We start from the raw sequence: 22,560 nt of genomic DNA on the forward strand, positions 1-22,560 counted from the left end.
ATGCTTAAATCATCTTATTAACCAATACCGCTTTTATCTCGGGGCTTGCCTGCAGCACGCCTAATACCGTAATGCTTTCAATAGTGGCCTCTACAAGTTCCGGGGTTACGTCAGCGGCGATGGTCGCCAGACCCAATACTTGAATATGTAATTTTTCATTGCGCTGTTGAACCGCCTCAAGATCGGCGCGAGTGTAATGACGCAGTCCTAACTCCAAAGTTTTACGAGCAACCGTTTGACGCACCACCTCAGCATGCGTGGTTAGCTGATTGCGAATCGCCGTGCGGATAAAGTCAGTGCGGTTAGAATAGAAACCTTCCTGCACCATTAAATCGACTTGCCCAAGATCTACGTAACCTAAATTAATGGTGACCTTTTCCGTCTCGCCTGCTCTAGCGCGAATGGGCGTAATATTGTTGCTTGCCATCGTCTGCTCCTTACGATCAAAACTGTCTAATACGTCCAACTAATATGCTTAATATACTCCAATTGGAATCCATTTGGAGTATAAATCTAATTTTTTAATAAAATTTAACAATTAAGGCTCTTAAAGTCCTTCTAAATCTGTACTTATTAAGTGCTGAGCACTGTACTCAGGTAGACGTGATTCTTCAAAGCAGATCAATGTCAGATATTTTGCCGTATACGGCATGACCTAAGAACTATATAATTATAATTGAAAACATCAATAATAGAGGTAGCGACAGCCAAATGTCGTTAATAGTGTTGTTGATAGCAGACATTTAAAACCCGAACATCGCCAAAACACTTGGTAGACATCCGACTGGTTATCTATTACCCTGCCGTTTATAGTCAAAATACCACCTGATAGCCAAGTCAAAAGCCCATGAATTCACAGCCAAGCAAAGTCCACCATATATATCTGATTCATGTGATTTAAGAGTACCTCGGAGGATAACAGCACTCAATTTTTATCAGCCTGCTTGTTTCTAGATTCAACAAAAAAAGACAAGCATGTCGTATCAAAGGTCTATTCAATCTTGCAGATCAAGTAAGCGTAGCAGCCAAAAAACCAACCACTAAAGTAATGGCTCAGTTAGTTAAGCAGCTTCTTTTTGTTTGCTATTCACTATTTACGGCGTTAACACACCCTCATAAAAATAAGCTAAAACTATGGATTACCAAACGCTAAGTAACAACTGCCCCACATGGGATGCCTATATTAATCATGACTTTGTCAATCAAGTGGCGGCAGGAACCCTCGCAGAAGACAGCTTCCGCCATTACTTAAAACAAGACTATTTATATTTGATTCACTATACTCGCGTCATGGCTTTAAGCGTTTATAAAAGTGACAGTCTTGCGCAAATGCGTATCGGCCAAGCCGGTATCAATGCCATGCTTGATTTAGAAATAGGTATGTACCTAGACTTTTGTAAACAGTGGGGTATTGAACTTAAAGAGGTCGAAAATACCGATGAATCTGCCGCCACTACTGATTATAGCGGCTATCTATTGGACACGGCAATGTCAGGCTCACTGGCTGATTTGTATGCCGCTATTGCCCCCTGCTTGATGGGCTATGGCGAAATTGGCAAACGCCTTAAAGCGCAAGGTCACAAGTCTGAAAATCCCTACCAACAATGGATAGACGTCTTTGCAAGTGCTGAATTTCAAGAAGTGACTGCCCAGAACGAGGCACATATTGATGAGCTACTGGCTGGGGCGACTCCCTGTCAAGAACAGAGGTTTCAACAGTTATTTGATACCGCCTCTCGTATGGAGATTAATTTTTGGCAGATGGCATTAGAGCTGTCCTAAATAAGCATCCATATTAAAAACTATAGAAACAATCATGATTCTAAGCACAATCAAGGAGCAACATCATGGCAGCATTCGATGAACATGCAACCGCATACGACAGCTGGTTTTTGGGCAATCAAAATTTATTAACCAGTGAGCTAAAACTAGTAGCACACTTTTTGGATAAAAACAGCGAGATTTTATCTATCGGCTGTGGCAGCGGACTATTTGAGATGTTACTGGCAAAAGACTACGACATCCATATTAAACATGGTGTTGAACCCTCAAAAGACATGGCCGGAATCGCCGAAAAACGAGGCTTACAAGTGGATGTCAGCCCTGCCGAAGTTTGTGAGATTGAGCCTAATAAATTCGATGTCATCCTGTTTAACGGCAGTGTCAGCTATATTAGTGATTTAGATCTGTGTATTAAAAAGGCTTTTGATGCCTTAAAAACGGGTGGTAAATTAATACTTATTGATGTTCCAAAAGAGAGCGGGTTTGCAAGCTTATACAATTTAGCCAGCTCACTAGGGACATGGGAACACCAGCTGCTAGCACACATTTCCCCTGCCGACCCTTATCCTATTGAACTGGTGAAATCGGCAAACTGGCGCACTTCTGATGAAAAAATTGAGCTAATGCAAGCTAATGGATTTGTAGATTTTGAATACGCTCAAACCTTGTTGACTCACCCAATGTTCGCCAATGACAAAGTGCAAGAGGTTATTGAAGGCTATGACCGCGGTGACTATGTAGCGGTTTGTGGCTATAAAGCATAAGTAACTTATCTATATTGATTGTCTATTTTTGAAGAGCGCATAATGTGCCCTTCAAAAATAGACAAGCCGCTTAGTCATGCTTGGGCGGTACGGAATAAGTGCCAACAACATGTGCGACCAAGTCGCTAGAGCCTTCTGAGTATAAAGAAACCTCACCTACGATTAGCGTGCGACCTACTTTTAGCAAGGTGCAGTCAGCAATAATACGTGCTTCTGCTGATGGTTTACGCAAAAAATTGATGGTAAGGCTCGTCGTCACTGTCAACGGTACAATGCCAATGGTACCGAGTATCGCGACATAGATTGCTACATCAGCAATGCTCATCATCACAGGGCCGGAGACCGTTCCACCAGGACGCAGCTCGTCTATACCAATATCATGCGATAAGGTCGAACCCTTATCACCTACTGCCTCAACGATACATTTGGTTTGTGGAAACTCTAATGCTATAAAGGCAACAATCTCTTCTTTGCTTGCAGACATATATACTCCTGGGGTCTAATTATCCTTGTTGTTAACTACCCACTCTTCTCATTGAGGTTCATTGGGTTGTTAATGTCTCGACGAACGCTGATAGCCGCCTTTTATTTGAACCGTTTAAAGCGCTTATCTGGCTTGCAGGCTAGCCTACGGTATGGTTTGACTCTAGCTTATCTTATAAAGTGTATTTTACCTAAAAATGAGAATTATCTTTATGACAGTTTTTTATTAATGCTTTTAAAAAAAGTTAAACATTTGGGTTCAGTGTTCAGTAGATCAAAGTTTTAACATTTTACTATACTAGCTGTCTGCCTAACCTTAAGCGATATTATAGCCAATAAATTCTTCATCACCGCTCAGGTGACTTAGAAGCCGACCGCAACGCACACACGCGCGCAAAAAAGTCTCCATCACAGTATAGGCGAATGATTAGGTATGCCCAAAATGCTCGTACCCATTATAATGAACAATTAAATCTATTCAATGGCAAGTCTTTTTCAGTAATGGCTACGTAATCCTGTCGATACTTTAAACCAGTGATTTATCCTGATACATTGTGGCTTGGTGTCTGAGTTAAGAAAATCGGCAATGCCAGCTTGATTCATGAATATATACATTATAGTACGGCTTTGAATACCATTGTTACTAGCGGTGAGCCATTGCTGGGGTATCTCGATAAAGTAAGTGGACAGAAAAAATACCGACGAAGCAAAAGAATCCGCTATTATCACTTTAGAAAATTTTAACCAAACAGATAGAATGAAGTATGGGGACACTCTTTCTCGACGTTTTCTAAGTTTAGTAGGTTGTTAAATTTAGAAGGTGGTTGAGTTCAAGAGTGACTTCTATTTTCTTAGCTTATCGAATGTTAGTCTACGGTTTCTTTAGCATAGCTCATCTTATACTTATCATAAAAAAACCGCCAAATAAACTAATTATTTGGCGGTTCTAAAATACAGCGGCTAGTCTCATAATTACAACGAGATGTGCTGGGCTTCACCTTTCTCAACGGCAAGTTTGACAGCAACTGATGCGATCGCTAAATCTTGCAAGCCAACTCCTGTGCCATCAAAAATTGTAATCTCATCATCAGAGGTACGACCAGCATGTTTACCATTGATAACATCACCGATCGTAATAATCGCCTCTTCTTTGATTGTGCCAGAAGCAATGGCATGCTGTGTTTCACCAAGACTAATTGATTGTGCGACTTCATCAGTGAATACAGTGGCTGCTGACATCAGATCAGCATCAACTTCCTGCTTACCTTTAGTATCTGTGCCCATACAGGCAAGATGCGTACCGGGTTTGATCCACTCTTTCATAAGCAGCGGCTCAAACGCCGAAGTAATGGTAATAATCACATCAGCTTCTGCACATAACTGTTCGCGCTCAACGGCTTCAAACGGTACGCCTAATTCCTCAGCAACTGCTTGTAGGTTTTTGAGACGCTCTTTATTCTTATTCCAAGCAACTACTTTTTCAAAACTGCGTTGTTCAAGTGCAGCGCGCAGCTGAAAAGTAGACTGATGACCCGCACCAACCATACCCAGTACCTTGCTGTCTTTACGTGCCAGATGGGCGATCGATACCGCAGATGCTGCGGCAGTACGTACGGCAGTTAAGTAGTTGCCACCCACTAAAGCGCGCAATTTACCGTTATCGGGATCAAACAAAAAAATCGTCGATTGGTGGTTGGTCAAGCCTTTAGCAGCATTGCCCGGCCAATAACCACCTGATTTAAGACCTAGTGTTTTACCAGCACGGTCAAAGCCTGATTTAAAGCCATATAGCGCATCAGCATAGCCAATCGCTTCTCGAATAACCGGAAAGTTATAAGCATCACCGTGTGACATTGCTGCAAAAACATTTTCAACCGCGCTAAATGCAGAAGTACGATCAATCACTGCTTTGCAAGCATCTTCTGATACGATCAGCAGACCGCCTTCGTTATTAATATTGTTTTCCTCGCTCATTGTAAATTCCTTTTTAGTGCGCAACTTTCAATTTGATATGGGCTGTGGGCTAAAGCTATAGCCACATTGAAAGCCCATTTCATAAATTATGATATTAAGAGTAGGGTTTTTTAGTACATTTTACCGCGTGCAGATACCGGCCATACGGTTTCGACTTTACCGTTACGGACACCCACATACCAATCATGGACATTACAAGTTGGATCACAGTGACCAGGTACCAGCTTAAGTTTTTCATTCACTTTAAGTACGCCATGTGGATCGCTTACGACGCCATGCTCGTCTGAACATTTAACATACTCAACATCGTCACGACCATAGATAAAGGGTAGGCCACTATCAACTGACTGAGCTTTTAGACCGGCATCGACAATCGCTTTGTCGGTTTTGGCGTGGCTCATAACAGAGGTTAGAAGAAATAACGCATTTTCCCACTCATTTTCATCGATACGCTTGCCGTCTTCGTCTAGAATACGACCATAATCGGCATCCATAAACGCGTAAGAGCCACACTGTAATTCGTTAAATACACCTGAATTACTTTCAAAATAATAACTGCCTGTACCGCCGCCTGAGACAAATTTTGGTTTTAAACCGATCTCTGTTAGCGCATCGACGGCGTCTTTTACTTGAGCAATGGCGATGTTGGTCTTGGTTTGACGGTCACTATAGCTGTCCATATGCTGCATCGCACCTTGATAGGCTTGGATACCCGTGAAATGGATATTGTTTGCAGCATCAATCGCTTTGGCAATCTCTACCACTGCTTCTGTCGTAGTGACACCACAACGTCCAGCGCCGCAATCGATTTCGATATAGCAATTAAGTTCAGTGCCGTTTCTAGTCGCAGCTTCTGATAACTCAGCAACGTTATCAATGTCATCGACACAGACAGTGATGGTTGAACCCATCTTAGGCAATTTTGCTAGGCGATCGAGTTTGGCAGGCTCACGTACTTGGTTTGATACCAGCACATCCTTGATGCCGCCGCGTACAAACACTTCAGCTTCAGATACTTTTTGACAGCAAACACCGATAGCGCCGCCAAGCTCTTCTTGCAGTTTTTGTACATCAACCGATTTGTGCATTTTACCGTGGCTACGGTGACGCATGTTATGCGCTTTGGCATAGTCACCCATTTTTTTGACGTTACGCTCAAGGGCGTCTAAGTCTAATATCAAACAAGGGGTTTGAATGTCGGCTTCGTCCATACCAACAGCGGCGGGTACGTTATAACCTACTTCTAATTCAGCAGTAATTGTCATTTTAATTCTTCCATGTTGTTAGTTAGTTGTATTTCGTTAATGGTATAAAAGCCGTTTAAACTTGCGCATGACTTGCGCTTAGTTAACGCTCAATTTTCGTATCGATGATGCTTAATTATTAATGCCTAATACTTAGTTGCCGATAATTAGTTCCAAGGCAACTTATCAAGATCGACGTTACCACCAGTGATAATGACGCCGACCGTTTTTCCTGCAAATATGTCTTTATTCTTTAAAATAACGGCAAGCGGTACTGCACAGCTTGGCTCGATGATGATTTTCATATGGCGCCACGTTAATTTCATGGCTTCAATAATTTCTTCTTCAGTCGCGGTCAAAATATCAGTAACGTAATTACTAACAAAGTGCCAGGTCAAATCTTTAAGCGGTACTTTTAAGCCATCAGCGATGGTATTGGGTGCATCATCAGCGATAATGTGACCGGCTTTTAATGAGCGCGCAGCATCGTCAGCATTTAGAGGTTCTGCTGCATATATCTTGATGTCAGGGGCTAGGTTCGATAGGGTCAAACAAGTACCTGATATCATGCCACCACCACCAATTGGTGCGATAACTATATCGGGTTTTTTGCCAATTTCTTGCATTTGCTCTAAAAACTCATAGGAGCAAGTGGCTTGTCCTGCAATTACTCGTGGGTCGTTATATGGATGTACAAAGTCGCCACCGGTTTCTGCTTGAACCTTAGCAAACACTTCTTCGCGTGAAGTGGTTGATGGCTCGCACTCGGTAATAATTCCGCCGTAGCCCCGTACTGCCGCTTTTTTTGCTTCTGGTGCACTATGCGGCATCACCACATGACACGGTACGCCACGCCGGCCAGCAGCATAAGATAAAGACAACGCATGGTTGCCTGAGCTGTGCGTACATACCCCATTTTTTGCTGCTTCGTCAGACAGACCAAACACCGCGTTTGATGCGCCGCGTACTTTAAAGGCACCGGCTTTTTGGAAGTTCTCACACTTAAAGAACATCTCACAGCCGGCCATCTCGTTCAAAAACTGCGAGGTCAAAACAGGGGTGCGATGAATGTATGGCTTGATTCGCTCATGAGCCTCTAGCATATCATCAAGGGTTGGAATCGTTAGTCCATCGTTATTTGTTATCATAAAAAATACCCTTTAATTTTTGTTGTTGAGTTGCTTATTTAGTTGCTACACTGAACAGAATGACTTCGCCATATCGTGTGCCACCTACTTTTTTGATATCAAAAAGTACGGGCAAAAATCTATCTGAGAAATCAGATGCACAGTGATAGGGACGGCACGTTGATCACGTGACGTAGTCTGTCTAGTATATTGGTAGGATCAGGAACAAAAATTGGATTTTGCAGCGTTCTGATTTACATCCTTGTAAGTTTGTATAAAGGTTATACAAAAATTGTATATGCAGGGTGCCAATCGGATTTTATGCAAGAGTCTTCCTGACTCATACGAGTTTATCTTTTGTGTTTTATAGATTTAAAAATTAACCATGTCAAGAGAAAGGAGTTGCAGGTGATTTATCACTATACTGCTTACTGCTTTCTTTTTATGGTGTTTCTTGCGGTAACTGTTTTTACGAAGGATGGACTAAGAAGTTTTGGTTGAAAAGTGTAGATACTCATCAACCAACTAAAATATAGCATCAACGGCAAGTTGTAACAAGTCATTTTTTAACCTGTAGGTAAAATTACATTATTACGAATTTATTTTAAAGGTATTTAAACTATATATCACTGCGGGGCAACTGCTTTGCAGCGACGCAAGACAAGAGCTGTGCTCGTAGTGGGACTAGAATTCAAGAGCGTTTAGGGTATAAAACGTCAAGGCAGATGTGGTTTGACTTTTACCGTCAGGTTGCTTGATTAAAATCTCCCAAGTTAATGTCTACGGGTTTGACAGCATAGGTCAAAAATAGGATAGGATAAATGATTAATAATAAGATAAACTTCCCCGCGAGCGCTGATTGGGTTCAGTGTATTTTGGATTGAGCAAATGCATTTGACTGCCAGAGAGTGAAATGCCAAGAGATAAAGAGGCGCTGCTAGCAATGATAGAGTGAGCCGCCAGAAGCGCTTGATGTATTTGGATCACTGCTTATTTAAATGCTATTTATGCCAGACCAGTTATGAAAGAAAATTTATACAAGACCATTGATATAAGGCACATCGCTATGGAACAAAGACAGAACCCTATGGAACAAACACAAAACGCTGTAGAACATAGACCCGTATTTATGCCTAGAGTCAACAGTGACAATCTGGTAAAAACGGACATGGTTAGGTTTGAGCGGCATGTGGGATTCGCGAGTAGACAAAAGAAAAAATCTATCAATGACCTGCATCAAGTTATTCGCAAAAAGTATGGATTTAATCACGTCTTAGAGCTGTCTAGCAAATCTGGCAATAAGTTGAGTTTTTTGCTGAGTCCATCGAGCTTAAAGTTAGCTAATGAGCATGATGGTCAACAGTATAGTGTCGAAAACGCCTTTCAAAGCAGTATGGTTTTTGAGGACGGTGGTCCCTACACCGACTTGTTGACAGCCCCGCCAAGACAAGCCAAAAAAGACGAGCGATTAACAACCTCGGGTGAATTAATTGGCTACAATTATTTTGGTATGGAGTGGGGCGTAGAGCCCTTAACTACTTTTTATGATTGGCTGTATGTGAATGCCCTAAAGCAAAATCCTCAGCTGCATGAAGAGGTCATGCAATATCAAGCTTTTACTGATATTGAGTTTAATCCCAAAAAGTCTATCCATTGTTCGGCTTATGCGCTGGCTATGTTTGTGGCACTCAATAAACGAGAGTTGCTCGATAATGTGGAAGAACCGATGGTATTTTTTGACTTATGTAATGAGTTTCAAGTGAGTAATACCGAGCAGCTTTTGGAAGAGGGTTGGGTCTGATAGCTCGATAAAATAATGATTTATAATCGTTTATTGGTGTTGTTTTAAAAAGTATATTGAGAAATCAAAGGAGAGTCTACAGCCGGAGAAAAAATGTTATATTTGAGGTCATGAAGACACAAATAGAGATTAATTGGCCCGACTGCCACAGCTCCAGTTTAAAGAAAAACGGTATAAAAAGTTATGGTAAAAACTAATTAAGGAAAGGTTATGCATATCACTGCTAATTTCGACGCCGGCAATATTGACGTTATTAATTTAGATAATAAAAAAGATATCCAGTTGGCTATTCGTCCGGACTTTGGCGGAGAGTTTTTCCAGTGGTTTAACTTTCGTCTATCAGGTCAGGTTGGAGAACAATATGTTCTCAATATTCTTAATGCAGGCGAAGCGTCATACCCGGCAGGGTGGGAAGATTACCAAGCCGTTGCTTCGTACGATCGTCAGCATTGGTTCCGTCTGCCAACCTTTTATAAAGACGGAACGTTAACCATAGTGGCAGATATGGAGTATGAAACCATTCAAATTGCTTATTTTGCCCCTTATAGTTATGAGCGTCATCAAGATTTATTAGCAGCCGTACAAATGCACCCATTAGTGAACGTAGAGCATTTAGGTGAAACCCTTGATAAGCGCGACTTAACTTTAGTTAAAATTGGTGATGGAAATACTAATAAACGTAATATTTGGATCATTGCGCGTCAGCATCCCGGTGAAACGATGGCTGAATGGTTAGTCGATGGTTTAATACATAGCTTGTTGGATAGTGATAATGCCACCGGTAAGTTGTTGTTAGATAAAGCTAACTTCTATATTGTGCCTAATATGAACCCCGATGGTAGTGCGCGCGGACATCTACGTACTAATGCATCAGGTGCTAATTTAAACCGTGAATGGTTAAATCCAAGTTTAGAAAAAAGTCCTGAGGTGTTTCATGTGATCAATAAAATGAAAGAGACCGGTGTGGATCTATTTTATGATGTGCATGGCGATGAAGCATTACCTTTTGTGTTCCTTGCCGGCTCTGAAGGTACGCCAAGTTATAACGACCGTCTCGCGCGTCTACGTGATAGATTTTCAGACGTGTTAAAATTAGCCAGTGCCGATTTTCAATCTGAATTTGGTTATGAGGTTGATGCGCCGGGTAAAGCGAACATGACCATCGCAACTCACTGGGCTGCTGAACATTTTGACTGCCTTGCAAATACTTTAGAGATGCCTTTTAAAGATAACGATAATGTACCCGACGTGGCTATGGGTTGGTCACCAGAGCGTTCTGTTAAATTAGGTGAAGCGTCGTTAATTGCCATGTTGGCGGTCGTTGATGCCTTACGTTAATTAATAACTTGGCGTTAATTAATAACTTGGCGTTAATTAATAACTTGCCGTTAGTTAATGATTTAGACCAATTGCTTGGGGTAGCTGCTCGAGCAATTAAGAGTGACCTATGCTGTCAAATCCGTAAACATGAACTTGGGAGATTTTGATCAAGCAGCCTGATGATAAGAGCCAAACCATATCTGTCTTGGCATTAAATTTCTGATCTAATACATTTGGATAGACCAGCTCGTTATGACTGGAGTTGGTGGGGACTTTAAAGCGTTTGTAGCGACGGTAAGCAATGCCATGCTATTCTTTAAGGCTTCTGACCATGTATTTGCTGCTCACTGATGTCACGATTCACCCAAGTCATAGTAGCTTGATGGCTTAACGTCCAGTATACGACACATAAGCGTAATACTAAATACTTGCTGGTTGGCTTCAATAAAGGCATACTTTACGAGCTGTGATTCGCTTTATCCTTCCTTATTTAATATCTCTCGTGCCTCTTGGGTTATTTTTAATTGCCGTTTGAATTGCTTGATTTCTTCAAGAGCTGCCATAAGTTTAGGATCATATGGTTCTGTGCCGACAAGCTTGCCTTAATTGGTTTTGTTCTGCCAATTTGATAACGTTTGCATCGCTATTCCTAATTGCTGAGCAGTGGCACGCAAGTTACCGTTATTATCTGCTATCTTTTTGACCGCTTCTGCTTTAAATTCTGTACTATAGCTCTGCATTTTCTTGGTCATGGTAACTTTCTCGTCGAGTGGTTAGTTTACCAAGTTTATCTTTACGGTTTCTTCAGCATCGCTCAATCTCTAACTTACTATAAATTACTTATCCAATTAAGCAAACATAATAAAAAAATCACTTCATCATCAATGCTGAGAGCCTATGAAAGACATTTAATTGCTTATGGGTATCAACCCTTAAGTGTGTTAGTTTGAATAATTTTAAGAAAGTTAGACAAAGAAATAAATGTAAATAATTTCTGTTATTTAATGAATTTGTAAAAACATTTAAACCATTAACTTTGTACCACCATACGCCTTTACTAAGAAGATTTTATTATGTCAAACCAACGTCCGTTATATATCCCCTTTGCTGGGCCAGCACTATTAGAAACCTCTTTGTTAAATAAGGGTAGCGCTTTTTCATCAGAAGAACGCGATAGCTTTAATCTAACCGGTTTATTACCTCATAATATCGAGACGATTGAAGAGCAATCATTACGCGCTTATCATCAACTTAGCTCGTTTACTAGTGATATGGATAAGCATATTTATTTGCGTAATATACAAGATACCAATGAAACCTTATTCCATCATTTGATTGAGCAGCATATTGAGGAAGTGATGCCGTTGATATATACCCCAACGGTTGGCCAAGCTTGTGAAAAATTCTCTAAAATTTATCGTCGTAAACGTGGCTTGTTTATCTCTTATCCTGAGCGCCATAAAATCGATGACATGCTGCAAAATGCAACCAAACAAAAAGTGAAAGTGATTGTTGTCACCGACGGTGAACGTATATTGGGCTTAGGAGATCAAGGCATTGGCGGAATGGGAATCCCAATTGGTAAATTAGCTTTATATACGGCTTGTGGTGGTATTAGCCCTGCTTATTGCCTACCCATTTTATTAGATGTCGGCACCAATAATCAACAGTTACTTGACGACCCTATGTACATGGGCTGGAGAAATCCACGAATTTCTGGTGATGAATATAATGAATTTGTAGATTTATTTATTCAAGCGGTTAAACGTCGTTGGCCAGAGGTATTATTACAATTTGAAGATTTTGCACAAGGGAACGCGACACCCTTGTTAAATAAATATCGTGATCAATTATGTTGCTTCAATGATGATATTCAAGGGACCGCTGCTGTTTCAGTCGGCACATTGATTGCAGCTTGTTTAAATAAAGGTCAAAAACTTAGTCAACAGAGAATAGCATTTTTGGGTGCAGGATCAGCTGGTTGTGGTATCGCCGAGCATATTGTTCGCCAAATGCAGCGTGAAGGTTTAACGGAAGAGCAGGCCCGCAGACAAGTATTTATGGTTGACCGTTATGGTTTGCTAACGGATAGCATGACAGAGCTACAAAAATTCCAAGCACCGTTAGTGCAAAAAGAATCAGCTATTGAAAGCTGGGATAAGAGTCAAAAACTCGGTTTAGCGCAAGTGGTTAAACAAGCAAAAATAACGGTATTGTTTGGTGTGAGCGGACAAAAAGGTCTATTTACACAGGAGGTGATCGAAGCTTTATGTGTTAACACTGAAAATCCAATTGTATTACCGCTTTCAAACCCAACGTCTCGCGTTGAAGCAACACCACAAGAAATAACGAACTGGAGTAAAGGTAAGGCAATTATTGCAACCGGTAGCCCTTTTCCTAATACAACTTTTGAAGGTCAGTCTTTTGAAGTTTCTCAGTGTAATAACAGTTATATATTTCCAGGTATTGGCCTAGGTGTTTTAGCATCACGTGCGACTAGTATCAGCGATAATATGCTCATGGCCGCAAGTCAAGCACTTGCAGATATATCAATGGAATATGAAAAAGCACCAGGCGCACTATTACCGCCAATCAAAGTCATTAGAGAGATCAGTGAAAAAATAGCCAGTGCAGTTGCATTACAAGCGGTTGAAGATAGATTGGCATTACCTATAACGGCAGAAAATTTCGAACGTCGATTAAAGGCTAATTTCTGGTTGCCTAAATACCGCAATTATCGTCGTACCTCCTTCTAGCGGTTAGAAAGGTCATATAAAAGAGCCGAATGTTACTGCTAGCAGTAGCATTCGGCTTTGTTTATTATTATTGGCTTTTGATTTAACCTTAATTATTGGCTAATATAAGGATGATTGTATTTGAAATCATAAAATTATAGTTGCTTATTATATAGTGTCGTTAATTGTGTGGTTCAAACCCCAGGTTCAACCTTGTCACCTAATAAAAATCTAAAACGTAATAACCTCTTAACGCTTTATTAAATATAGCTATAAGAGGCTTTTTTATTTGCCTCAATTTTGGTCTAAGTTGGTCTAAATAGCTCAATACCGATTGCTATCTGATTACTTTTTACAAGCTGATAGAAAATAGCAGACAATAAAAAAGACCTTCAATCTCTTGAAAGTCTTTAATGGTATAGCTTATATATGGTGGGCCCAGTATCAACTTAACTTAGTAATTAAGTATATGATATTTATGAATTTTATATATAAATAAAATATTTATACCAACCAATATACCAACTATTCATTTGGGTAAAAGCTTGGTTAACTAGCTAAATTTAGGTATTCAGATTCAACAAGAAATATTGTTATCATTTGTTAAATATGAGAATTTTTTATTTATATTTTTATTATGCTATAAATCTCAATAGGGTCATCATCCTTATTGTAATTACGCTTATCTATGATAGTAAGCCTTCCCAACATATAGATACTGTTCTCAAATCTGTCTCGTAATATATTCCATATACCTTCTGGCACTATCAAATAGGCTCCCATCGCTGGGCCTATATACGCATAATGTATCGGATACCAATGATAGTGCCATATTTTATACTTAGTATTCAGAACATCTCCAAAGTAATGGTCAACTGAGCTTAATGTTGTTCTCATATCTGCGGGAGGGCAGCCGATTGTAAAGCTCGGAGTCTCGATGCCTCTAGAGGCATAATTAACTTCGAATCTACCCAATTCTAAGCCTAGTGGATGTGCACGCATTGAAAAGGGGTTAATACCTAGCTCTCTACCAATGTCGTACTGGAGTGCATCAAATACTTCTTTAGGAGTTAGGCTTGTTTTTTTACTAGATTGAAAGATTTGCAGCTCCATGTCTATACATACACCATTTATAGTACGAATAATCGGACCTGAACCAGATAGTATCTTTTCTTCCTGCTTTATCAAGTTTTGCATATATTTTGCCAATGCTGCTTTATCAGGTAAAGCTTCATTTTTTTTAATTTCTAAAAGCTGAGGCCAACCAGTTGGTGCTTTAGACGGTTGCAAAGAAGTATAAGGAGTGCCGAAAGGTTTAACTTGATTCGCGAAAAAACTCGCTTTTTCATCAGATAGTCCTAGACAGTGATATGCATAGGATAATGTTCTTAAATAAGCGGATAAGATGACCGTTTCTGCTTGAGTAACTATATTGAATACTAATTTATCTCTTGGATAAAAACGATTGTTACAAAAGCCATAATAGTTAAAGTAAATAAAATCTTGTCTACCTTTGATATATTCCCATTCGTACTCACAGTGTGCTAAAAGAGGATAATTCAACTCCTTACTTAAAACTTGTAGAAAATGCAAATATAAAGGAGCTATACCATTCTGTGCTTTGTTAAATGAATCTGAATCTGAATAAGTTTTATCTTCATTTTTAACAGTATAGAAAGCACTAGTTACTTTTTTAGGTAGTAACCCTAGTTTTCTCAAAATATTATTCGATAATATTGATGGATATATAATAGCTAAGGTTAGCTCCTCAGAACTATAAATTTTTCTGTTTATCAACAACAGGATTGACAAGTAGTCAGTTATGTCTATTTCATACTGTAGTTGACTCAAGTGCTGCAAAAATAGTGGTCGAAACGAAATGTCACTTTCGAGAAGTTTAGCAATTTGATGAGCTGTCCTTAATCTAGCAACTCTGTCTGGCCATTTGTATGACCATAAAAGTATGTGAGACGGTACTTGTTCTATAGCTAATTCTTGTAGTTGCCAATATAAAGGTGTGAGTGACAGATGACTAGTCTCATCTTCCAAGTATTTGAGCATAGACTCAGTTGTAGCAACCGCTAAATCATACTCTCCAACGACAAGAAAAAATTTGACGAGTTCGTAAGTGGGTATAAGAAACCATTCTGAATCGCCAGTTTTGGAAAATTTTGAAGATAACGTATCATCTAAGAACTTTTGCCAGTCACTCTTGTATTTTTCAGCATAAATAAGGATGGTATCTTTTCCACCCCAAAACCGACTCCATAGCCTATTTAGACGAACGCTATGCAATGCAATTGCATAAGATTTTTTTACGCCTCTAAGCTTACAACTAAGTAAAAACACTTTATCAAGGCTTCTTCTTAGGTTGTCAGGAAAATTATCTTCAAGTATCAGCAGAGCTTCGTAAGCTTCGATAATATCAAAAGCTTTACTTTGATCTACCCAATAATCGATCCAACCTGTTATAAAGTCATCTGCAGAGTATATATTTTGGGCCTTGAGCTCATCGCATAAATCATTCAGCCGGTTTGGTGGATACTCTTCAATATCTATTTCAATAGTCTTACTCATATCAGAGGAAGATCTACTGTCTCTAGGCGCTGGAGGAAAACTACCCAAGAATTCTAATTGTTCGTTAAAGATGGTTTTTAGAGTAGTGCTTTCATTAGCTCTTAATTCCAATTGTCTTAGAGACTCATAAGTGGTTTGCGATAATAATAGTGCTTTTTCCGCTGCAGAGTTAAGAGGAAAGTTGATTATAAATTGGTCAAGAACATCTTGACATAATGACCAATTATGTTCTGATATGTGATATGCAAATTCATCCACCAAACGTTCTGGTACGTATTTAGCTATTAGCTTAATTCTCCAGCTAGGAATGTGCCTGTTCTCTTTTTCTGAATATTCAAATATATCAGTAGTGAAGGGCGTTAGTCGGATTACCCAGTCCTTAATACTTCCTACACTATATTCTGCACAAGCATCCACAGCTTCATAAACGTCATTTAACGTGATATCTTTTCGATGACCGTAACCATAAATATGTTGTGCCGTACTCTTTAAACCAATTGTTGTCTCATTATCTAAGTTATATTGATAGGCAAGCTTGGTAACTTCTAAACTATCACCTGCTAAGTAGTTGGTAAGGTTTTTTTGTAGTGATAACTCTTCGAACGAACTTTGTATCGTTTTTTCTATGACCTTTATAGGAACAGATATTGTGATACCGTGTTCAGAAGCAGATTCTAGCCAGTTTTGTGCGAGCCATAAGCTGTTAGTTACTAAATAGTCAAAGTCAGACACATTTAGTGGTACTATTCGATTAGTAGTGCTGAACAATCTATACAGCACAATAGATATTTGGGTCAAGGCTTTTGATACGGTATGCCATACCTGTGCTTTGTCGTTATTACAGTCTGTTCTCTTAGGAAAACTGAATACTTCTATTTGTTTATAGATGTCAAAGATATCTATTTTATTAGAAATTAAAAAATCATATGCTACATTAGAGGCTACATACTCAAAAAACATATCAGCATCTTTTTGAAAGGTGGTGATGTCTGAATTAGTGAAATCCGGTAGTTTACGAGTTGCTTTGGGATGTGATAAAGATTGAGCTAAATTATAGAAAAATAGCTTTATATATCGCTTATAAGGCATACTTTCAAAAGAAGCTATTGGCTCTGGCTTAGTAAATTGAGCCCAATCTATTTGAAACCTATTGTCTTCTAATTTTGCAATTATTGAGCCGTAAATGCTCGTAATAGCTTTCTTTCTTTCTGGTCTATGTAGAAAAGAAATGTCATGATCACAACATGCTAGCACAAAGCTATCCCAATATATATTTATTGAATCTTCGGGAATAGAGCTTACTGGAAAGTCCAAAATAATATCGGAATAACCAGATGATACTAGTCTTTCAATAATTTTATCAAACCAAACTGCCCTTTCATTAAGCTTGTTAAGAAGCCAGACAACTTTCGTTATATCTGGGTTTTCGGACTTAATAAGACAGTCAAAAGCTGAGCTGATCAAAGCATCTACAGTATTTCCTTGATCATCGCCATACATAGCATAGAACTTAATACGTTTAATCAGTTCATCAAAACAACGCATTAATACGTTAGGGCTACTCTTAGAATAAGATACAACCACAGATATATCTTGGTTAGATAAAGTGTTTAGATTATCTATTCGCCATAGCATGGCATAATTAGCTGTTGGATTCTCCACAGCAATTTTGAGAAATTCAGAAAAATCCTGAATTTGAAAATCTGGACCATCAAGATGACGCATCTTAATCAATCTAAATTTCACAAGATCGGAATATTTTTTTTGCTCGAAAGCTGCTCTTTCAGCGAAATATAATATTCGTTCAATATGTGAGTTAGGATATCCTTTGCATACAGAGTCAATTAACCAATCACGGTTAACACCTTCTAGAAGAGGTAGTGGATTATCCAAATAGCTTTCAATAATCCATTGCCAGCCCCATCTCCAATATTCAGGTGCGTCAGTATCAAGCCAGCTTTTCGCTCTTTTCGTTAAAGTTTTCGATTGTTGTGTAAACTCATCTTTACTTTTTAAGTAGACAATAATACTGCTATGAAAAGGCGTGATACCGCTTAAACGAATATCAAATAAGTGCCGAATTTCATCAAAAGCATTCGTAAAGCTCAAGGTATCTTCAAAGCAAGTGGCTAAGCTGTCTCTATCTGGCCATGAGAATTCTACGCATGATATTTGAAGAAGAACCTCACGTGCTTGAGCAGATAAGTTTGACCACAGCACATCATAATATTTGAGAATATTGCCATCTGGGCAGATAGGTAAGCGTTCAACATCATAAGCAGTTATGTAGTTTTTATTATTCGCCAGTTTTCTTATCGAATAAATAAGATAGAGAGGGTAGCCACTTGATACTCTATGAAAGGCGGTAGTGATGGCACTTAGTTCAGAATTCCTATATTCATTGTCACCTACTACTTTAATTTGACTGCTAGCAACTAAATTGTCTAACCAACTTCTGATGGCATGCATATCCATAGGTGGTAATTCAAACCAATGAGTATCTCTAGGTGTATCTACTTCCATAATCGCTGGCAGTTTTATGTTGCTTATCGGTTGCGTGCCATAAATTATACATATCCTGTCTTTGAGTTTATTTACAATATTAATTAGGTGGTTGAGCTGACTAATATCACCAGATCGTTCTCTACTAACATGATCTAATCCATCAATAATCAGTACCAGTTGCTTGTTGTTTGCTTCTGCTTTATCACAAGCCTCTTTAAGTGAGACATAGAAGTCATTATGATTTAAGTCTGAAGTCTTAATTAAATCTGGAAATACTTGTTTAATTTGAAGTAGTATTGATCTGGCTACGTTGGTATAACTGACCCTCTCAACCTCTCCTTGCGATAAAATAGAATAGTGATGGCGTAATACAGGCACACCTTTCTCAACTAATACATTAGTTAAATGCGATAGGTATGTACTCTTACCCATACCAGGACGACCAAAAACAACCCATGCGCCCGATTTTTCAGTTTTAGCTAAAATGTTTTTATGAAAGTCTTTTGAAGGAGGCGTATAGCCATTTGGGACTTCGAAAAACTGCGATAAAGGTTGTGAAATAGCTACACTGAATAAGTCTTTTAAATGTTGTAGCTTAATGTGACCATCAGGTGCTGGCTGCTTCTTTGTAGTGGCCCATCTTTCAACAGCTTTTATGAAGCGATACCAACCTTCATCTGTAGTATGGTCAGGCACAAGACTATTGCGAAGTGACGTTTCAAGGTCATTGTTTGTCGGCTGACTATGTTGAAATTTAAAGTGTTTGAAGAAGCTCTTTGCTTCATCGGTTCCACCGAGCTGCTTATAAATTTGGCTAAGGTATTCAGAAGGAATCATTTTAAGATCTATAATTTCGTTAGTAAGTGCTTGACTAACAATATTATCGGGTACTCTATTGGTAATTAGAACAGCCTTGGCCAGTAAATCAACCTCATAGTACTTTTTAAAGTCGGTATTCCATTTTTGAATAAAGGATGTACCTTTGTCTTTCTTCTTTAATAACCAGTCAAGGCTTAAGCTTAAATCTTTACGCTCCGAATCGATAGTAAACTTGACTTGATAAAGCTCGTATTTTCCTTGTAAGTTCAGAGCTACAACGTCATCTAGACCTTTAAAATCATGTGGTCCTGATTCAGAGTTTTCTATAGTCATCCACTGATATAAATTAGGATTATGGAACCAATCTATTAGAAGCTTAGTACACCAGAGGTCTTGATATGAATATCCTACTCTGGTTAGCTGCGTATGTTTGATGTCACTTGCCATAGTTAAGTCGATAATAATGATTGAGTTAGAATTTTTGAATTCTTAGATTAGAACATTTATTAAGTTAGATACTATCGTATATACGTAAATTGAGATACAAGTTAAATATATAAAATTGAGAGGTTAAAGCATGGGAATGGCAAAACAACAGCAAATTAGCGACTGGGAGCGAGGCTTTAGCTGTGACAAATATTTAACGGTCTGTAATAACTGTTTTGAAGAAGATGGTATTAATAATTTTATAAAAGAGCATCAGACTTCTACAACATGCTCATTTTGTGAAGGTTATGATGAAGATGTCATTGCCAGTAAGTTAGAGTTAGTGCTAGAACATATTTTGAATAGTATTCATTATGAATGGGGAGATCCAAATAATGAGGGGCTACCATATGAAACCAGAGAAGGGGGTTGGCAGGGAGAGGTTTACGATACGTGGGATTTATTTGAAATAATTGAGTTGGGTATTGTAAATTATAATGTTTCCCAATTAATTATGGACTCAATAGATAACCAACAATGGTGTGAAAGAGAGCCGTACTCCTTAAAAATTGACGAAACCTATATGTATGGATGGAATCATTTTTGTAGCTTTGTTAAAACGAAATCAAGATATCTTTTCTTAAACGCAAGAAATCTTGATTATAATACAAAGCAACATGATGAGATGGATCCTGTAAAAATACTTGATGTATTAGGTAGTATTATAAATAGAGTTGGTTTAATTGAAGTGGTAAGTATAGATACTGAAATACTTCGAGTAAGAATTACTGAACTAGACGAGGATTTGACTACTGCCAAAGATTTAGGTTCTCCGCCAACTCAATTTGCCACTATGCCGAACAGGATGAGTCCAGCAGGTATCCCGATGTTTTACGGCGCATTTGATATGGAAACTGCAGTAAGTGAAACTTATCAACAATGTAGTAACAATAAAAAAGCTATCTGTGGTATTTTTAGACCGACCAGAGAGCTTGTATTAGTTAATCTACCTGAAAAATCTAATGTTCCTAGTCTGTTCGATGAGCATAAAAGAGAAACTCGTAGTTATATAAGATTTTTGCAAAATTTCGTTCACGATTTTGTTAAACCTATTGCAAGAGACGATAGGGCTCATATAGATTACGTGCCCACTCAAATTGTGACAGAATACTTCAGACATGTTTTTAAAAGTGAAGATGGCAGGCAAGTAGATGGTGTAATTTATCCTAGTTCTAAAAATGAAGGTCATAGAGCGATGGTCATATTTGCGACTTCTGAACAGTGTTTAAATACAGACGAGCTGTCTGAAAATGATGCTCTCCTCAGGTTGAACAGAATAGAGTCAGAAATATTAAATGGGTATACTCAGGTTAGTTAAAGTTTAATAGTATTTTTAGTGTTATGAGATGCTTAACTAAAATAACAACTTAGGGCTCACTACCCAATAAGAATTATGAAAGCCTGATATAGAGGTTGTTTTAAATCTTTTAAATAAAAGCGTGTCATCAATTAGCAGAAGTGTTTTAGAATAAGCTATACTCATTTTATATATAGCAAACCGAGCTCAACTATGACAAGACTGGCATAGCTTGGCGTAATCTACCTGAACGCTTAGGCGACTTTAGAGTGATTCATACTTGTTTTAGTTATTGGTCAAAAAAGCATATGGGAACGGGTATTCAATCGAGACCATCCCACATTCTGTGTAACTGCCATTTAGATTAAGTGCTTACTGATACGGTCATCAAACATAATCATAAAGCGATTAAGAGCAGACGTCCAGTTACGGATTGGCATCGACCACTTCTTGGATGCTTGCTGGGTGGCTAAGTACACCACTTTGAATGCTGCCTGATCAGATGGGAACACCTTACGCTTATTCACCGCTGTCCGAATCACACTGTTTAGTGACTCAATAGCATTGGTGGTATAAATGGCTTTTCTGATATCTTTAGGGTAGCCAAAGAACACCGTTAAGCCCTCCCAGTTATTAAGCCAAGACTTGATGACATGCGGATACTTATCACCCTACACCTCATCGAAATGATCGAGATTGGCCTCTGCTATCTCGAGGGTATCCGCACCGTAGATGGCCTTTAAATCAGCGGCTACTGCCTTATTATCCGTCCACGGTAAAAACTTCATTGAGTAACGCACCATGTGTACGATACACAGCTGAACCTGAGCCTTTGGATAGACGGTGTTGATGGCATCAGGGAAGCCCTTTAAACCATCTACACACGCAATGAGGATGTCTTTTACCCTACGGTTTTGTAGTTCAGTGAGAACGCCTAGCCAGAACTTAGCGCCCTCATTCTCTGATAACCACATACCAAGCAGCTCTTTTTTACCGTTAAGGTTAACGCCTAAGGCTAAGTAAATGGCTTTGTTGATGATCTGCTTGTCTTGACGTACCTTGACGACAATGCAGTCTAGATAGACGATAGGATAAATACTGCTCAATGGCCGGTTCTGCCGTGCGGTGATGTCATCTAATATATTATCCATGACTCTTGAAACCAAGCTGCTTGAGATATCTACATCGTAGAGCTCTTTAATAGTTTCGACGATCTCAGTGATGGTTTGACCTTTAGCGTAAAAGAATATGATTTTATCATCAAGACCTGAGATACGGGTTTGATGCTTACTGACGGGTACAGTCAAAGCTGCTATCACGGTCTATTGGGGTGGATATCTCAAGATCGCATGTGTCACTGCGGACGGTCTTTTTAGTGTGTCCATGTCCATTGGGCTTATCCGCCTTCTCATGCTTAGGATAGCCGAGATGGTCTTCCATCTCAGCTTCAAGAGCAGTATCGATAAAGGATTTCATGAGCTGCTTCTGAAAGTCTTTGATGTCATCAAAGCTGTTCATGCTACCAGCCATTTGCTCGGCTAGTTTCTTGATGTCAGATTGGGTAGTCATTGCTTATTCTCCGGTTAGTGGATTATAAGCAGTTACACACTTTTTAGGAAAATCCCGTCCAATCAGTTGTCTGAGCA

General features: G+C 39.0%; 12 protein-coding genes and 2 pseudogenes. 6 read left to right on the forward strand and 8 right to left on the reverse strand.

Annotated features, from left to right (window positions below; all coding sequences use genetic code 11):
- Positions 1–4: 4 nt before the first annotated feature.
- Positions 5–427, reverse strand: a complete 423-nt coding sequence (locus AAEY88_RS00055) for a hypothetical protein (RefSeq protein ID WP_350557475.1) — start codon at positions 425–427, stop codon at positions 5–7.
- Between the two features lie 707 nt (positions 428–1,134).
- Here AAEY88_RS00055 and tenA point away from each other — a divergent pair.
- Positions 1,135–1,782 carry a thiaminase II gene (tenA, locus tag AAEY88_RS00060; RefSeq protein ID WP_350557477.1) on the forward strand — a complete coding sequence of 216 codons (648 nt, stop codon included), beginning with the start codon at positions 1,135–1,137 and terminating at the stop codon, positions 1,780–1,782.
- A gap of 65 nt (positions 1,783–1,847) precedes the next feature.
- Positions 1,848–2,546, forward strand: coding sequence for a class I SAM-dependent methyltransferase (locus AAEY88_RS00065; protein ID WP_350557479.1), 699 nt, complete (start codon positions 1,848–1,850; stop codon positions 2,544–2,546).
- 70 nt (positions 2,547–2,616) lie between these two features.
- On the opposite strand, the gene AAEY88_RS00070 is transcribed toward AAEY88_RS00065, so the two are convergent.
- From AAEY88_RS00070 to bhcB, 4 genes are all read right to left on the reverse strand, one after another.
- Positions 2,617–3,030 (reverse strand): PaaI family thioesterase, encoded by a 414-nt coding sequence (locus tag AAEY88_RS00070; RefSeq protein ID WP_350557481.1) that lies wholly within the window; start codon positions 3,028–3,030, stop codon positions 2,617–2,619.
- A 971-nt stretch (positions 3,031–4,001) separates the two neighbouring features.
- Positions 4,002–5,003, reverse strand: a complete 1,002-nt coding sequence (bhcD, locus tag AAEY88_RS00075) for an iminosuccinate reductase BhcD (protein WP_350557483.1) — start codon at positions 5,001–5,003, stop codon at positions 4,002–4,004.
- 110 nt (positions 5,004–5,113) lie between these two features.
- The gene (bhcC, locus tag AAEY88_RS00080) at positions 5,114–6,268 is read right to left on the reverse strand and encodes a 3-hydroxy-D-aspartate aldolase BhcC (RefSeq protein WP_350557485.1); all 1,155 of its coding nucleotides are present in this window, start codon (positions 6,266–6,268) and stop codon (positions 5,114–5,116) included.
- Between the two features lie 146 nt (positions 6,269–6,414).
- On the reverse strand, positions 6,415–7,395 hold the full coding sequence (bhcB, locus tag AAEY88_RS00085) for a beta-hydroxyaspartate dehydratase BhcB (protein ID WP_350557487.1): 981 nt from the start codon (positions 7,393–7,395) through the stop codon (positions 6,415–6,417).
- A 1,066-nt stretch (positions 7,396–8,461) separates the two neighbouring features.
- On the opposite strand from bhcB, the gene AAEY88_RS00090 reads away from it, so the two are divergent.
- The gene (locus AAEY88_RS00090) at positions 8,462–9,175 is read left to right on the forward strand and encodes a DUF6977 family protein (protein WP_350560355.1); all 714 of its coding nucleotides are present in this window, start codon (positions 8,462–8,464) and stop codon (positions 9,173–9,175) included.
- 210 nt (positions 9,176–9,385) lie between these two features.
- Positions 9,386–10,513 carry a M14-type cytosolic carboxypeptidase gene (locus AAEY88_RS00095; RefSeq protein ID WP_350557489.1) on the forward strand — a complete coding sequence of 376 codons (1,128 nt, stop codon included), beginning with the start codon at positions 9,386–9,388 and terminating at the stop codon, positions 10,511–10,513.
- Positions 10,514–10,681: 168 nt separating this feature from the next.
- Here the strand turns inward: AAEY88_RS00095 and AAEY88_RS00100 are convergent.
- A pseudogene (locus tag AAEY88_RS00100) lies at positions 10,682–11,247 on the reverse strand (transposase); the annotation flags it as partial.
- 321 nt (positions 11,248–11,568) lie between these two features.
- Here AAEY88_RS00100 and AAEY88_RS00105 point away from each other — a divergent pair.
- Positions 11,569–13,251, forward strand: coding sequence for an NAD-dependent malic enzyme (locus tag AAEY88_RS00105; RefSeq protein ID WP_350557492.1), 1,683 nt, complete (start codon positions 11,569–11,571; stop codon positions 13,249–13,251).
- Positions 13,252–13,854: 603 nt separating this feature from the next.
- Here AAEY88_RS00105 and AAEY88_RS00110 read toward each other — a convergent pair.
- Complete coding sequence (locus AAEY88_RS00110; RefSeq protein WP_350557494.1) at positions 13,855–19,578, reverse strand: ATP-binding protein; 5,724 nt, start codon at positions 19,576–19,578, stop codon at positions 13,855–13,857.
- Between the two features lie 136 nt (positions 19,579–19,714).
- Here AAEY88_RS00110 and AAEY88_RS00115 point away from each other — a divergent pair, with 136 nt between their 5' ends.
- Positions 19,715–20,935 carry a HEPN-associated N-terminal domain-containing protein gene (locus AAEY88_RS00115; RefSeq protein ID WP_350557496.1) on the forward strand — a complete coding sequence of 407 codons (1,221 nt, stop codon included), beginning with the start codon at positions 19,715–19,717 and terminating at the stop codon, positions 20,933–20,935.
- Between the two features lie 338 nt (positions 20,936–21,273).
- On the opposite strand, the pseudogene AAEY88_RS00120 reads toward AAEY88_RS00115, so the two are convergent.
- Positions 21,274–22,483 (reverse strand): annotated as a pseudogene (locus AAEY88_RS00120) (IS256 family transposase).
- Positions 22,484–22,560 lie beyond the last annotated feature (77 nt).

This window comes from Psychrobacter sp. CAL346-MNA-CIBAN-0220, from assembly GCF_040309805.1.
Classification (GTDB): domain Bacteria; phylum Pseudomonadota; class Gammaproteobacteria; order Pseudomonadales; family Moraxellaceae; genus Psychrobacter.

Excerpts from the sequence above, each read along its gene's own strand:
- AAEY88_RS00055 (WP_350557475.1), bottom strand. The coding sequence starts at position 427 with ATGGCAAGCAACAATATTACGCCCATTCGCGCTAGAGCAGGCGAGACG.
- tenA (WP_350557477.1), top strand. The coding sequence starts at position 1,135 with ATGGATTACCAAACGCTAAGTAACAACTGCCCCACATGGGATGCCTAT.
- AAEY88_RS00065 (WP_350557479.1), top strand. The coding sequence starts at position 1,848 with ATGGCAGCATTCGATGAACATGCAACCGCATACGACAGCTGGTTTTTG.
- AAEY88_RS00070 (WP_350557481.1), bottom strand. The coding sequence starts at position 3,030 with ATGTCTGCAAGCAAAGAAGAGATTGTTGCCTTTATAGCATTAGAGTTT.
- bhcD (WP_350557483.1), bottom strand. The coding sequence starts at position 5,003 with ATGAGCGAGGAAAACAATATTAATAACGAAGGCGGTCTGCTGATCGTA.
- bhcC (WP_350557485.1), bottom strand. The coding sequence starts at position 6,268 with ATGACAATTACTGCTGAATTAGAAGTAGGTTATAACGTACCCGCCGCT.
- bhcB (WP_350557487.1), bottom strand. The coding sequence starts at position 7,395 with ATGATAACAAATAACGATGGACTAACGATTCCAACCCTTGATGATATG.
- AAEY88_RS00090 (WP_350560355.1), top strand. The coding sequence starts at position 8,462 with ATGGAACAAACACAAAACGCTGTAGAACATAGACCCGTATTTATGCCT.
- AAEY88_RS00095 (WP_350557489.1), top strand. The coding sequence starts at position 9,386 with ATGCATATCACTGCTAATTTCGACGCCGGCAATATTGACGTTATTAAT.
- AAEY88_RS00105 (WP_350557492.1), top strand. The coding sequence starts at position 11,569 with ATGTCAAACCAACGTCCGTTATATATCCCCTTTGCTGGGCCAGCACTA.
- AAEY88_RS00110 (WP_350557494.1), bottom strand. The coding sequence starts at position 19,578 with ATGGCAAGTGACATCAAACATACGCAGCTAACCAGAGTAGGATATTCA.
- AAEY88_RS00115 (WP_350557496.1), top strand. The coding sequence starts at position 19,715 with ATGGCAAAACAACAGCAAATTAGCGACTGGGAGCGAGGCTTTAGCTGT.